The sequence below is a fragment of the Mesorhizobium sp. WSM4906 genome (assembly GCF_029674625.1).
In the GTDB taxonomy this organism is placed as follows: domain Bacteria; phylum Pseudomonadota; class Alphaproteobacteria; order Rhizobiales; family Rhizobiaceae; genus Mesorhizobium.
The window spans coordinates 2062501-2076379 of record NZ_CP121355.1 but is presented as its reverse complement, the minus strand read 5'-3'; the positions used below and the strand labels follow the sequence as shown (position 1 = coordinate 2076379).

10 protein-coding genes, 1 tRNA gene and 2 rRNA genes (1 of these 13 cut by a window edge) are annotated in these 13879 nt (G+C 64.7%); 3 read left to right on the top strand and 10 right to left on the bottom strand.

Features of this window, described 5'->3' with window-relative positions; all coding sequences use genetic code 11:
• Nucleotides 1-226: 226 nt before the first annotated feature.
• From QAZ22_RS09845 to QAZ22_RS09835, 3 genes are read left to right on the top strand one after another with little or no spacing between them, the layout of a single operon-like run.
• Entirely contained in the window at nt 227-1294 is a 1068-nt protein-coding gene (locus tag QAZ22_RS09845; RefSeq protein WP_278206544.1) for an HlyD family efflux transporter periplasmic adaptor subunit, read from the top strand.
• Nucleotides 1291-4083 (top strand): ribosome-associated ATPase/putative transporter RbbA, encoded by a 2793-nt coding sequence (rbbA, locus tag QAZ22_RS09840; protein ID WP_278206542.1) that lies wholly within the window; start codon nt 1291-1293, stop codon nt 4081-4083. The genes QAZ22_RS09845 and rbbA overlap by 4 nt, the downstream gene beginning before the upstream one ends.
• The gene (locus QAZ22_RS09835; RefSeq protein ID WP_278206541.1) at nt 4083-5195 is read left to right on the top strand and encodes an ABC transporter permease; all 1113 of its coding nucleotides are present in this window, start codon (nt 4083-4085) and stop codon (nt 5193-5195) included. The genes rbbA and QAZ22_RS09835 overlap by 1 nt, the downstream gene beginning before the upstream one ends.
• Before the next feature lie 70 nt (nt 5196-5265).
• Here QAZ22_RS09835 and QAZ22_RS09830 read toward each other — a convergent pair whose 3' ends face one another.
• From QAZ22_RS09830 to QAZ22_RS09785, 10 genes are all read right to left on the bottom strand, one after another.
• On the bottom strand, nt 5266-6255 hold the full coding sequence (locus QAZ22_RS09830) for an ABC transporter permease (RefSeq protein WP_278206540.1): 990 nt from the start codon (nt 6253-6255) through the stop codon (nt 5266-5268).
• Nucleotides 6252-7772 carry a sugar ABC transporter ATP-binding protein gene (locus tag QAZ22_RS09825; RefSeq protein ID WP_278206539.1) on the bottom strand — a complete coding sequence of 507 codons (1521 nt, stop codon included), beginning with the start codon at nt 7770-7772 and terminating at the stop codon, nt 6252-6254. Before QAZ22_RS09825 ends, QAZ22_RS09830 begins: the two co-directional genes overlap by 4 nt.
• A 64-nt stretch (nt 7773-7836) precedes the next feature.
• Nucleotides 7837-8829: a substrate-binding domain-containing protein gene (locus tag QAZ22_RS09820; RefSeq protein ID WP_278206538.1), complete on the bottom strand. Its 993-nt coding sequence runs from the start codon at nt 8827-8829 to the stop codon at nt 7837-7839.
• Between the two features lie 85 nt (nt 8830-8914).
• Nucleotides 8915-9691 carry an SDR family oxidoreductase gene (locus QAZ22_RS09815; RefSeq protein ID WP_278206536.1) on the bottom strand — a complete coding sequence of 259 codons (777 nt, stop codon included), beginning with the start codon at nt 9689-9691 and terminating at the stop codon, nt 8915-8917.
• Between the two features lie 2 nt (nt 9692-9693).
• A complete protein-coding gene (gene dgoD, locus QAZ22_RS09810) occupies nt 9694-10857 on the bottom strand; it encodes a galactonate dehydratase (protein ID WP_278207810.1) in 1164 nt (387 codons plus the stop codon).
• An 88-nt stretch (nt 10858-10945) separates the two neighbouring features.
• Nucleotides 10946-11689 carry a FadR/GntR family transcriptional regulator gene (locus tag QAZ22_RS09805; RefSeq protein WP_278206535.1) on the bottom strand — a complete coding sequence of 248 codons (744 nt, stop codon included), beginning with the start codon at nt 11687-11689 and terminating at the stop codon, nt 10946-10948.
• 90 nt (nt 11690-11779) lie between these two features.
• The gene (locus QAZ22_RS09800; protein WP_278206533.1) at nt 11780-12421 is read right to left on the bottom strand and encodes a ThuA domain-containing protein; all 642 of its coding nucleotides are present in this window, start codon (nt 12419-12421) and stop codon (nt 11780-11782) included.
• Between the two features lie 337 nt (nt 12422-12758).
• Nucleotides 12759-12835: transfer RNA gene (locus QAZ22_RS09795), tRNA-Met, on the bottom strand.
• A gap of 159 nt (nt 12836-12994) precedes the next feature.
• Nucleotides 12995-13109: ribosomal RNA gene (gene rrf, locus QAZ22_RS09790) — 5S ribosomal RNA — on the bottom strand.
• 70 nt (nt 13110-13179) lie between these two features.
• A 23S ribosomal RNA gene (locus QAZ22_RS09785) occupies nt 13180-13879 on the bottom strand; it runs 2126 nt beyond the window's last position.

Genomic DNA, 13879 nt, shown 5'->3' with positions numbered 1-13879 from the left:
CTGGTGGCCTGGGCAACTTTCCTCGAAGGCCGTTCTGCGCCGCCGGTGTGCTTCTCCCGCGATTGATGCGGATCAAGGTCGCCATGTCGGGCCTCTGTTTTGGTCCCGTTCAGCTCTCAGCCTGAACGGAGTCCCCCGCCATGATCGGCATCTCGTTGAGCCCTGAACAGATCCATTTTGCGCCGCCCGCGCTCGTCCGCGCGTCGCGCAACGCAGGAGGCCGCCAATGAAAGGTTCGTTACGGTGGCTGTCTCCCGTCATTCTGATCGCGCTCGCGGCAGCCGGCTATTACGCATGGCAGCGATCCGAGGCCGGGGCGTTGCCGCAAGGCATCGCCAGCGGTAACGGCCGCATCGAAGCGGTCGAAATCGACGTCTCCACGAAGGCGTCGGGGCGGATCAAGGAAATCCTGGTCGGCGAAGGTGATTTCGTCAAAGCCGGCGAAGTGCTTGCCCGCATGGACACCACGCAGATCGAGGCTCAGCGCCGCCAGGCCGAGGCGCAGCTTCAGCGCGCCACCATCGGGGTCGAGACCGCCGGGAGCCTGGTGACGCAGCGCGAAGCCGAAAAGACGGCAGCCGCCGCGGTCGTCGCGCAGCGCGGGGCCGAGCTCGACGCCGCCGAGCGGACCTTGGCGCGCTCCCAGCAGCTCGCGGTCAACAACACCGTCTCCCAGCAGGTTCTGGACAACGATCGCGCCGCCGAGCAGAGCGCGAAGGCCGCCGTTGCCGCGGCGCAGGCCCAGCTCGCCGCCAGCGAGGCGGCCATCAACGCTGCCAGGGCACAGGTGGTCGATGCCAAGGCCGCGGTCGATGCCGCGCAGGCGGCGATCGAAAGCGTCGATGCCGATATCGACGACGCCACGCTGAAATCGCCGCGCGATGGACGCGTCCAATTCCGGGTGGCGGAACCCGGTGAGGTGCTTGCGGGCGGCGGGCGCGTGCTCAACCTCGTCGATCTCGGCGATGTCTACATGACGTTCTTCCTGTCGACCGCGCAGGCTGGGCGCGTCGCCATCGGCTCCGACGTACGCCTCGTGCTCGATGCCGCGCCGCAATACATCATCCCCGCCAAGGTGACCTTCGTCGCGGACGTCGCGCAGTTCACGCCCAAGACCGTCGAGACGGAGGAGGAGCGCCTGAAGCTCATGTTCCGGATCAAGGCGCATATCTCGCCGGAGCTGCTCCGCAAATACATCCAGCAGGTCAAGACGGGTTTGCCCGGTGTGGCCTATGTGCGGCTCGACCCGCAGGCTGAATGGCCGGCCGGCGTCCAAGGAAAGCTTGTGCAATGAACGCTCGGGCGGACGGCGCCGCTGCCTTCTCGCCGAAGCGAGTCGCGCGGCTGGAGAACGTCGGCCATGTCTATGGGAAGGTCCGGGCTCTCAATGACATATCGCTGGACTTCCCGGCCGGCTGCATGGTCGGCCTGATCGGGCCGGACGGCGTCGGCAAATCCAGCCTGCTTTCCCTGGTTGCCGGAGCGCGGACGATACAGGAAGGGCATATCGAGGTGCTGAGCGGAGACATGGCCGATCTCCGCCACCGGCAGAGCGTCTACCCAAGGATCGCCTATATGCCGCAGGGCCTTGGCAAGAACCTCTATCCGACGCTGTCCGTCTTCGACAACATCGATTTCTTTGGCCGCCTTTTCGGGCACGACCGACGGGAGCGGGAGCGCCGCATCGGCGAGCTCCTGAGGCGCACCGGGCTTGCGCCTTTCGCCGATCGGCAGGCCGGCAAGCTTTCGGGCGGCATGAAACAGAAACTCGGCCTCTGCTGCGCCCTGATCCACGATCCGGACCTCTTGATCCTGGATGAGCCGACCACCGGCGTCGACCCTTTGTCGCGCCGCCAGTTCTGGGAACTGATCGATGAGATTCGCAAGAGCCGCGACGGCATGAGCGTCATCATCGCGACGGCCTACATGGAGGAGGCCTCGCGCTTCGACTGGCTGGTGGCGATGGATGGAGGCCGGGTGCTGGCGTCCGGAGCCCCGGCCGACCTGCTCGCACGCACCGGCGCGCCCGACCTCGACGCGGCTTTCATCGCTCTTCTCCCGCCGGAGAAGCGAGGCAGCCACGAGACGGTGAAGATCCCTCCGCGACCCGCCGATGCCGACGGCGTATCCGCCATCGAGGCTGAACATCTCACCATGCGCTTCGGCGATTTCACCGCCGTCGACGACGTGAGCTTCCGCATCGGCCGCGGTGAGATCTTCGGCTTCCTGGGCTCGAATGGCTGCGGCAAGACGACCACCATGAAGATGCTGACCGGGCTGCTCGAGCCGAGCGAGGGCAAGGCGCGGCTGTTCGGACGCGAGATCGACTCGCGCGACATCGAGGTGCGGCGGCGCGTCGGCTACATGTCACAGGGATTCTCCCTCTACTCGGAACTGACGGTTCGGCAAAACCTCGAGCTGCATGCCCGACTCTTCGGCATGGCCGACGCCGCGATCCCGTCCCGGGTCGAGGAGGTCGCGCGGCAGTTCGGTCTGGCCGACAACGTCGACGCGCTGCCCGAAGCACTGCCGCTCGGCATCCGCCAGCGGCTGTCGCTGGCGGTGGCGATGATCCATTCCCCCGAGATACTGATCCTCGACGAGCCCACTTCCGGCGTCGACCCGGTTGCCCGCGACGGGTTCTGGCGGATTCTCGGCGACCTCTCCCGTAAGGAGAACGTGACGATCTTCGTCTCCACGCATTTCATGAATGAGGCGGAACGCTGCGATCGCGTCTCGCTCATGCACGCCGGCAAGGTCCTGATTAGCGACACGCCCGACGGCATCGTCGGGAGCCGCTCGGCGGCGACGCTGGAAGAAGCCTTTGTCGGATATCTGGAGGAGGCGACAGGGCCGGAGCAGCGCGGCACGCCGGGCTCGGCCGCTGAAACAGTGCCGCTCGCGGAAGCGCTCGGCGCGCCGCACAGCCAACCCCAAGAGAGCCGCGACGGCCGTTTCTTCGGTCTGCGCCGCATGTTCGCCTACACCCGCCGCGAGGCGATGGAGCTCGCACGCGATCCGATCCGCGCCACGCTGGCTACCATCGGCAGCCTCATCCTGATGTTCGTCGTGGGCTACGGCATCAACATGGACGTCGAGAATCTCTCCTTCGCCGTCCTCGATCGCGACGACACGACGATCAGCCGGGACTATGTGCTGCAGATCGCCGGCTCGCGGTATTTCACCGAGAAGACGCCGATTACCGACCATGCCGATCTCGATCGGCGTATGGAGGACGGGGAGCTCAATCTCGCCATCGAAATTCCGACCGGGTTCGGGCGTGACCTCGCGCGCGGTCGCCACGTCACGATCGGCGCGTGGATCGACGGCGCCATGCCGACGCGCGCCGAAACCGTGCTGGGCTATGTCTCGGGAATGCATGCCGGCTGGCTCGCGCGGAAGGCGCGCGAACTCTACGGCGACACCGCCACCGCCAGCGCCTTCCAGCTCGATATCCGCTACCGCTACAACCCCGACGTCCGCAGCCTCGACGCCATCGTTCCGGCTGTCCTCCCGATGCTTCTCCTGCTGATCCCGGCAATGCTGGCCGTGCTGAGCGTGGTGCGGGAGAAAGAACTCGGCTCCATCATCAATTTCTACGTCACGCCCGTCACCCGGCTCGAATTCCTGGTCGGCAAGCAGATCCCCTATGTGGTCCTCGCGATGCTGAACTTCGTGCTGCTGACTGCCTTTGCCGTCTTCATTTTCGGCGTGCCGTTGACCGGCAGCCTTCCGGCATTCGCAGCCGCCGCCCTTCTTTACGTCATGGCCACGACGGCAATGGGGCTCTTTCTGTCGACCTTCATGAGCAGCCAGATCGCGGCAATCTTCGGAACCGCGCTGCTCACCATGATCCCCGCCACCCAATATTCGGGCATGATCGACCCGGTGTCGTCGCTGCAGGGCGTGGGTGCATTCATCGGCCGGATCTATCCGACCACCTATTTCGTAACGATCTCGCGCGGCGTCTTTTCCAAAGCGCTCGGCTTTGCCGACCTGTCCGGCGCGTTCGTGCCGCTGCTCGTCGCCATTCCGGTGCTGCTCGGCCTTGGAGCGGCTTTCTTGAGAAAACAGGCCCGCTGATGCACATCGCCAACATACACGAGCTCGGCATCAAGGAACTGCGCGGTCTTGTACGGGACCCGATGATGCTTGTGCTGATTGTCTACGCCTTCACCCTCGCCATCTACACGGAATCCAAGGCGATGCCCGAGACGCTCAATCATGCTCCGATCGCCATCGTCGACGAGGATCAGTCGCCGGTCTCATCGCGTATCGTCACGGCATTTTACCCGCCTTACTTCACCGCGCCGCGACTGATCTCCCAGCCCGAGATGGACAGCCGCATGGATTCAGGAATGGACACATTCGCGCTGGACATTCCGCCGAGCTTCCAGCGCGACCTCCTGGCCGGTCGCTCTCCAACGGTTCAGCTCAACATCGACGCCACCCGCATGTCGCAGGCCTTTACCGGCGGAGGCTATGTCCAGTCGATCGTTTCGGGGGAAGTGAACGAATTCCTGAACCACTATCGCTCCCAGACTTCGCTCCCTGTCGAGCTCGACCTGCGGGCGCGATTCAATCCCGAACTCAACAAGGGCTGGTTCGGCGCCATCACCAATGTCATCTCCTCCATCACCATGCTTTCGATCGTGCTCACCGGTGCCGCGCTGATACGCGAGCGCGAGCACGGCACGATCGAGCATCTGCTGGTGATGCCGGTCACCCCGTTCGAAATCATGACGAGCAAGATCTGGTCCATGGGCATCGTCGTCCTCGTGGCGTCGGGCCTTGCGCTCGTCTTCGTCATCCAGGGGCTGCTGTCGGTCCCGATAAACGGATCGATTGCGCTTTTCATGGTGGGCGCGGCCCTCGACATCGTCGCCATGACCTGTCTGGGAATCTTCCTTGCCACCGTCGCCGGCTCCATGCCGCAATTCGGCCTGCTGCTGATGATGGTGCTCCTGCCCCTGCAGGTGCTGTCCGGCGGCGTGACGCCGCGCGAGAGCATGCCCCTCGCCATCCAGGCCGTCATGTTCGTCGCGCCCAACACGCATTTCGTCATGCTGGCCCAGGCCGTCCTGTTCCGCGGCGCGGGCTTCGATGTCGTCTGGCCGCAGCTTGCGGCGCTGCTGGTCATCGGCATGCTGCTGTTTGCGTTCTCGCTCCGCCGCTTCCGTCAATTCCTGAAATAGAACCGCAATCCAATGCTTCGAAATTGAGACCTGCATCGCAAGCGTGTAGCGGCCGATCTGCGCACACGGCCTACTCTCCCGCCCGCGCCCGCTGGCGCTCCTGGACGATGACCGCAAGGATCAGCAGCGCGCCCTTGGCAAGCAGCTGGTAGAAGGTCGGCACGCTGGTCAGGATCATGCCGTTGTTGAGGACGCCGATGATCAGCACCCCCAACATGGCGCCGACGATCGTGCCCTTGCCGCCCTGCAGCGCGCAGCCGCCGAGAATCGCTGCGGTGATCGCCTCAAGCTCCAGCCCCTGGCTGCCGGAGGCCGGCTGTCCGGACATGGTGCGGCTGGCGAGCACCAGGCCGGCCACCGCTGCCGCGAAGCCGCTCATGGCGTAGATCGAGATCTGGTAGCGGCGGATCGGGATGCCGGCGAGCCGCGCCACCGTCGGATTGCCGCCGAGCGCGTAGATGTTCCTGCCGACCACCGTCTCGCGGGTGAAGACGATGAACGCCGCCATAGCGGCGATCAGCAGCCAGATGGCAAAAGGCAGCCCAAGAAAGGTGCCGATGCCGAGCGCGCGCAGGCTGTCGCCGGTGATCGGGATCGAGTTGCCGTTGTTCATCAGATAGGCGAGGCCGCGGAAGGCCGACATCGTTCCAAGCGTCGCGATCACCGCGTTGACCGGGCCGTAAACGATGATCAGCCCGTTGACCGCGCCCGCTACAAGTCCGGCGAGCAGCCCGGCCAGGATACCGGCCGAAATCGAGCCGGTTTCCTGTGCGGCGACGGCAAGCACCATGGTGCTCAGGCCCACGATCGATCCGACCGAGATGTCGAGCCCGCCGGAGACGATGACCACGGTCTGCGCCATCGCCAGGATGCCGAGGATGGTGACCGCGAGCCCGATATTGATCAGATTGCGCGGCGTGAAGAAGACGTCGGGCCTGAGCGCGCCGAAGATCGCCAGCAGCACGATCAGCGCGATCAGCAAACTGATGTTCTGCGTGCCGATGCGGCCGAACAGACTTGCCGGCGCGTGTTCGCGGCCGGCGGTCGCGGTATCGGTCACGATACTCTCCTCTCGATTGTCTCTTTCCCCGAGCGCATGGCCAAGGCCAGCACCGCTTCCTCGCTCGCTTCCTGCCACGGAAGCTCGCCGCTGATGCGCCCGCTCTGCATGACCAGAACGCGGTCGGCGAGGCCGAGCAGCTCCGGCATCTCGGAGGAGATGAGCAGGATGGCGAGGCCCTGGTCGGCCAAGCTTTCGATGAGCCTATAGATTTCCGCCTTGGCGCCGACATCGATGCCGCGCGTCGGCTCGTCGAGGATGAGCACGGCCGGCCCCCGCGCCTGCCAGCGCGCGAAGACGACCTTCTGCTGATTGCCGCCGGACAGTTTTCCGACGGCCTGTTCGATCGACGGCGTCTTCACCCTGAGCTCCGCGACATGGCGGGCGACCAGCGCGCGCTCGCGCCTGCGGCTGAAGAAGCCGAAGCGCGACACCTTGTCAGGCACCACGAGGCTGACATTGTCGCGCACAGCCTGCATCAAGAGCAGCGCTTCCTGCTTGCGGTCCTCCGGCACCAGCCCGATTCCGGCCGCGACGGCATCGGCCGGTTCGCGCGGCTTGTAGGGCCGGCCGCCGACCGTCATCCGTCCCGACAGCAGCGGATCGAGGCCGACGATGGCGCGCGCGACTTCCGTCCGTCCGGCGCCGACCAGTCCGCCCAGCCCGACGATCTCGCCGGCCCTCACCTCGAAGCTGATCCCGTCGACACGGCGCGTGGTGACAGCTTCCAGCGCCAGCCGGACCGGCCCCAGCGTGCGTTCTCTTCGGTTGAACAGGTCGCTCACCGGCCTGCCGACCATCAGCCGCACCATGCGCTGCTCGTCGAGCGCCGCGATCGGCTCGTCGGCGACGCGGCTGCCGTCGCGCATCACCACGCAGCGATCGGCAAGGTCGATGATCTCGCGCAGGCGGTGCGAAATGTAGATCACGGCGACGCCGTCGGCTTTCAGACGCCGGATGACACGGAACAGCCGCTGCGCCTCGTCCTCCGTCAGGGACGAAGTCGGCTCGTCGAAGGCAAGGAGCCTCGCGCCTGGCCGCAGCGCCCGCATGATCTCGATGAGCTGCCTGAGCGCCGGGCTGAGCCCATGGCAGCGCTGCCCGGGCGACAGCACGTCGACCACGCCGAACGTACCGAGCAGATCGAGACTGCGCCGCTCCAGATCCGCGCGGTCGAGGAACAGGCCGCCGCGCGCCTTGATGTCGCCGATGAAGATGTTTTCCGCCACCGTCAGCTCCGGAATGATCTCCGGCTCCTGATGGATGACGCGGATGCCAGAGCCATGTGCGACGCGCGGCGAGCTGAGCTGGACCGGGTGCCCATCGACCAGAACCCGACCGGCATCGGGCCTGTGCTCGCCCTCCAGCACGCGCATCAGCGTGGACTTGCCGGCGCCGTTCTCGCCGATCAGGGCAGTGATCTCGCCGGCATTGAAGGCGACCGACACATCTCGCAGCGCCTGCACGGCGCCGAAACGCTTGCAGACGCTCTCGACGGAAACGACGGGCACGGTCATCGGCGGGCGGCTCCGCAGGAAGCCGCCCGCCCAAAGGCCACCCGCCGTGAGGCGGAAAGAAAGCCTAGGACTTGCAACCGAGCGTATCCTTGAACTTGGCGAAATTCTCGCCGCTGATCAGGGTGGCGTCCTGGAAATAGTCCTTCTGCATCTCCTTGCCGGTGGCCTGGTCGTAGAGCGCCTGGATCGCGGCCGCGCCATGCTTGGCGCTGTCCAGCCACATCGTGCCGCGGAAGCCCGAAGGCTTGCCGGCGCCGAAGGCCTCGCAGGAACGCGACCCGTCGATGCCGATGCCGATGACGTTCTCCGGCTTCATGCCGGCATTCTCGGTGGCGCGCACGCCGCCGAGCACGCCGTCGTCGTTGCAGGAGAAGAATATCCACTTCTCGGCATCCGGATTGGCTGTCAGCGTGGTCGAAACGACGTCGATCGAGTTGACCATGGTGTTGTCGTAGGGGATCGAGACGATGCGCGACTTGATCTCCGGGATCGCCGCGACCAGCGCTTCCTCCGCGCCCTTGTTGCGGCGCATGCAAGTGTCGGCCTTCTGGTCCTCGATCGAGCCGACGCGTACCTTGGAGAGGTCCTTGTCCCAGCCTTCGGCCTTGGCGATGCGGGCGATCTCGGTGCCGACCTGCTTGCCGATGTTGAGCGCGTTCATGCCGACATAGGCGACCGGCGTGCCGTCGGCGAAGGCGATGTCGTCGTCGACCGCGATCAGGCCGATCTTGGCGGCCTTCGCCTTGTCGGCGACGACCGGGCCGAGCGAACGATCCGGCACCACCACGGCGATGCCCTTGACGCCGTCGCCGACATAGGTGTCGAAGGTGGTGACGGCGAGGTTGGCGTCGAACTGGACGTCCTGGACAAGCAGGTCGACGCCGAGCTCGGCGGCCTTGTCCTTGGCGCCTTTCACCTCGCGCACGAACCAGGGATGGTCGCCCATCTTGTTGATGTAGCCGAACTTCATCTTGTCCTGCGCGCCGGCGCCGTGGACCGTCAACGCGACGGCGGCGGTCGCCGCCACCGCAAGGCATGCCTTGATCATCTTTTTCATTGGCTTTCCTCCCTATCGATCCCGGGCCGGCGGGACGTGATCTGCTTTGAAGACGTTTCCGGCAACCGGCCGCCGGTGCGAAACCTCATTCGTGGTAGAGAACCGAGCGCCCGCCATCGATGACGATGCAGGCCGCGTTGATGAACGGCGCCTCGTCTGAGCCGAGGAAGACAGCGGTCATCGCCACCTCCTCCGGTCGGCCGATACGGCGCGGCGGGTGCAGATCGTAGGTGCGCTGGCGCTCCGCCTGCGGGTCCGCAAATGTGTTCCAGTAGTCGACCGCGATCTGCGTCTCGATGTAGCCCGGCGCGATCGCGTTCACACGGATGCCTTCGGCGGCGTATTGGATGCCGAGCGACCGCACCAGGCCGAGCAGCCCGTGCTTGGCGACAGGGTAGGGAAAGGTGGACGGGATGATCGCGAAGGAATGGCAGGACGCGATGGCGACGACCGACCCCTGCTTCTGAGCCCGCATCGCCGGCAGAACCGCGCGCGCCGAATACCACACGCCGTCGAGATCGACGGCAAAGCAGCGCCGCCATTCCTCCTCCGTGGTTTCCAGCGGCTCGTGGAAAACGTTGATCCCGGCATTGGCAACCAGCACGTCGATGCGGCCGAAGGCGGCGAGCGCTTGTTCCGCCATCGCTTCGCAGGATCTGCTGTCGGCGACGTCGGTTTCCACGAACAGTGCCCGCGCACCACTTTCGACGAGCGAGGCGACGACCTTCGCCCCCGCCGAAGCGTCCTTTTCCGCCACCACGATCACGGCGCCTTCGGCCGCCATCGCGCGCGCCGTCGCCTCGCCGATGCCGCGCCCGGCGCCGGTGATAATCGCCACCTTGTCCTTGAGACGCCCCGCCATCGTCACCAGTCCACGATGGTGCCGTCGGCAAGCACGGCGTTGGTGGTGTGCATGACTTCAGGCTTGTAGGGATGCCGCTCGGCGACCGCCTCGTCGACCTCGACGCCGAGCCCCGGCGCGTCCGGCACCTGCCAGCAGCCGTCGACCATGCGGATCGGCCCCTTCACCACCTCGAAATACCAGGGCACGGCGCCGACCATCTCCTCCTGGATCAGGTGGTTGGGGGTGGAGACGGCGAAATGCAGCGCCGCGGCGCCCGCGATCGGGCCGAGCGGATTGTGCGGCGCCACCCCCACGGACACCGCCTCGGCCATCGCCGCGATCTTCTTGGCCTCGAGCAGGCCGCCGCAATGGCAGATGTCCGGCTGCACGATGTCGACCGCCCCTGCCCGGAACAGATCGTCGAATTCGGGACGGTCGACCAACCGCTCACCGGTGGCGATCGGCACGCGCGACTTGGCGGCGAGCTGCGCCAGCGCGCCGGTCTCGCCAGGCGGCAGCGGCTCCTCGACGAACATCGGCCGGTGCGGCGCGAGCGCGTCTATATAGGCGAGCGCGGTCGAAGCGGAGGCGGGACGGCCGTGGAAGTCGACCATGATCTCGACTTCCGGCCCGACCGTCTTGCGCAGCGCCTCCATGAGCCGGCCGACCTTGTCGACCTCGATGAGCGGAGCGTGATAGTGGCTATAAGGGATGAAGACGGCCTTCAGCGCGCGATAGCCTCTGGCTACCACCTCGGAGGCCCGCTGCACCAGCGGCTCGGTGTCCAACGTTTCATAAACGGCGCGCATGTCGCCGAGGCCGAGATGGGTATAGACCTTGACCCGGTCGCGCACCTTGCCGCCGAGCAATCGCCAGACCGGCTGATCGAGCCATTTGCCGAAAATGTCCCAGAGCGCCAGCTCGATGCCCGAGACGGCCGACATGCCGATGACGCCCAGCCGCCAGAACGAATGCTTCTTGAGGATGCGCACCGCCTGCTCGATGTCGCGCGGATCGCGACCGATCAGCAGCGGCGCCAGGTCGGCGACGGCGCCGACGACGGCCTGGGTCTTCCATTCCAGCGTCGCCTCGCCCCAGCCGTAGAGACCCGGCTGGTCGGTCTCGATACGCACGAACACCCAGTTGCGCATATCCGCGTTCACGACGCGCGTGGTGATCGCCACGATTCTCAAGCGCAACTCCTCCCAGACGGCACTTAGATCATATGAAACAGGACTATCATACGATCTAAAATGGCGTCAAGAAGGAGTGTCAGGCTTTTGTGTGGAGGTCGTCGGCGGCGATGTCGAGCAGCCTGTTCATGGCGGCGCGGGCGCCGGCGGTATCGCGGATGCGGATCGCCTCCAGCACCGCGACATGCGCCGAGAGCGCGCGCGACTGCGCTTCCATCAGCGGATTGGTGACGAGGAATGTGGCGCGCAGCGCAGCCTCCAGCATGCCGACCAACCCCTTGAGCACGACATTGTGGCTGGCGGCGATGACGCCCTTGTGGAAGGCAAGATCCGCCTGGCAGACGGCGTTGAGATCGCCCGGGATGTTGTCGCGCATGCCGACCACCGCGCGCTCGATATCGGCGAGATCGGCAGCGGTGGCGCGCCTGGCGGCGAGTTCCGCGGCCGCCGGCTCGAAGATCCTGCGTGCCTCCAAAAGGCCGGAGACCAGTTCCTCGTCGTCCTGAATCGCCGGGTGCCAGCCAAGGACTACCGGGTCGAGCAGCCGCCAGTTGTCGCGCGGCAGCACGCGCACGCCGGCGCGCCGCCTGGCCTCGACGAGGCCTTTCGCCGACAGCACCTTGACCGCTTCCCTGACCGAGGTGCGGCTGACGCCCAGCATGACGCAGAGCTCGTCCTCGCGCGGCAGGGCGTCGCCGGGAGCATAGTTCCCGCCCAGGATGCGGCTGCCCAGCACGCTGACGACGGCGTTGTGCACGCTCGCCCCGCCCTGGTCAACCGAAGGCATCCAGCCGATTGCATCCGAAGGAACGATGGTTTCCACGCAATCCTCTCTCGTAGAGCACTCTGCCGCCAGCTGTTGTATGGAAGGCTAGATCTTATGTAAATCAAAATTCATATGATCTGTGCCAGCTCAGCGTGCCGCCCAGATCAGGCCGCGGCGCAGGATCGTTCGCATCTGCGGAACCTCGAACTCCTTGGCCACATGGCCGAGTGACGAATAAAATACCCGGCCCTTGCCATGCCGGCGCTTCCACACGACCGGCATGACCACGCCGTCGATCCACGGCGCGTGTTCGCCCGAGAAGGTGGTGGTCGCCAGCACTTCGTTCGAGGGATCGACATGCATGTAATACTGCTCGGAGCGGTAAGCGAAATCTTCGATGCCGGCCATGATCGGATCGTCGCGCCGCACGATGTTCACCCGGTAATCGATGATATTGCCGGGATGCGCGACCCACTGGCCGCCGCACATGAACTGGTATTCCGTCGATTCGCGAAATGCATCGCCCATGCCGCCATGATAGCCTCCGAGACCGACGCCGCTCTCGACCGCCTTGGTCAGATTGGCCTCTTCGGCCTTGGCGAGCTTGGACATGGTGTAGATCGGCACGATCAGGCTGAGCTCCGCGATGGCCGGATCGGCGAACACCGCGGTCGTGTTTTCCACGCGCACGGCAAAGCCTTCTTCCTCGAGCATCGTCTTGACGACGTTAGCCCCGGCTTCGGGTTCGTGGCCTTCCCAGCCGCCCCATACGATCAGCGCCTGCCGCATCTTGTGCTCCTCATGCGTTAAAGCATGTCTCCCAAAAGTGGGTACCGGTTTCGGGACAAAGACATGCGTAAAATCAAAACCTAATGCATGCCGCCCAAAAGTGCGCGCAGCGGCTTTGGGAGAACGACATGCATCAAACAAAGACTTGAAGCGGTTCGCCGGTATCTGTTTCAGCGCGACGCGCTTTAGCGTCCGCGGCCGAAACGTTTGGCAGCGGGCGCCGAGCGACCATCGCCGCAAAGTCGTGTGGAGTCGAGTTGGAAAAACGCATGGCGACGCAAACAAAGTTCGGCGCAAAAACGAAAACGGCCCGCGCGAGGCGGGCCGTTTTTAAACTTGGTTGCGGGGACAGGATTTGAACCTGTGACCTTCAGGTTATGAGCCTGACGAGCTACCGGGCTGCTCCACCCCGCGCCAACCATAGAGGTAAGCTTGAGCTTACCGAATTCAAGTGGCCGCCAAATGAAAGGGCCGCTTGCGCGGCCCAGGATCCCGTTAGGCGGGCCTTATCGTAAGGAGAAGACTTTGTCTCCATCCGGATGGTGGGATGTGAGACGAACGTGCGCTTGGCAGACCTGGCAGCGACCTACTCTCCCGCGTCTTGAGACGAAGTACCATCAGCGCTGGAGCGTTTCACGGCCGAGTTCGGAATGGGATCGGGTGCAGCCGCTCCGCCATAACCACCAGGTCGGCAAAACGCACGTTCAAATCGAGAAGCTGTCTATTCGTGCCGCCTACAATGGGCACAAGTAATGAGAACGATCAAGCCGATCGAACTATTAGTACCGGTAAGCTTCAAGCGTTGCCGCTCTTCCACACCCGGCCTATCAACGTGGTCGTCTTCCACGGTTCTCAGGGAATACTCGTTTCAAGGTGGGTTTCCCGCTTAGATGCCTTCAGCGGTTATCCCGTCCGGATATAGCTACCCTGCAATGCGGCTGGCGCCACAACAGGTCCACCAGAGATCCGTCCATCCCGGTCCTCTCGTACTAGGGACAGATCCTTTCAATATTCCTACACCCACGGCAGATAGGGACCGAACTGTCTCACGACGTTCTGAACCCAACTCACGTACCGCTTTAAATGGCGAACAGCCATACCCTTGGGACCTGCTCCAGCCCCAGGATGCGATGAGTCGACATCGAGGTGCCAAACAACCCCGTCGATATGGACTCTTGGGGGTCATCAGCCTGTTATCCCCGGCGTACCTTTTATCCGTTGAGCGATGGCCCTTCCACGCGGGACCACCGGATCACTATGACCGACTTTCGTCTCTGCTCGACTTGTCAGTCTCGCAGTCAGGCAGGCTTATGCCATTGCACTCAGCGAACGATTTCCGACCGTTCTGAGCCCACCATCGCGCGCCTCCGTTACTCTTTAGGAGGCGACCGCCCCAGTCAAACTACCCACCATACATTGTCCCGGACCCGGATAACGGGCCGCGGTTAGACATCCATA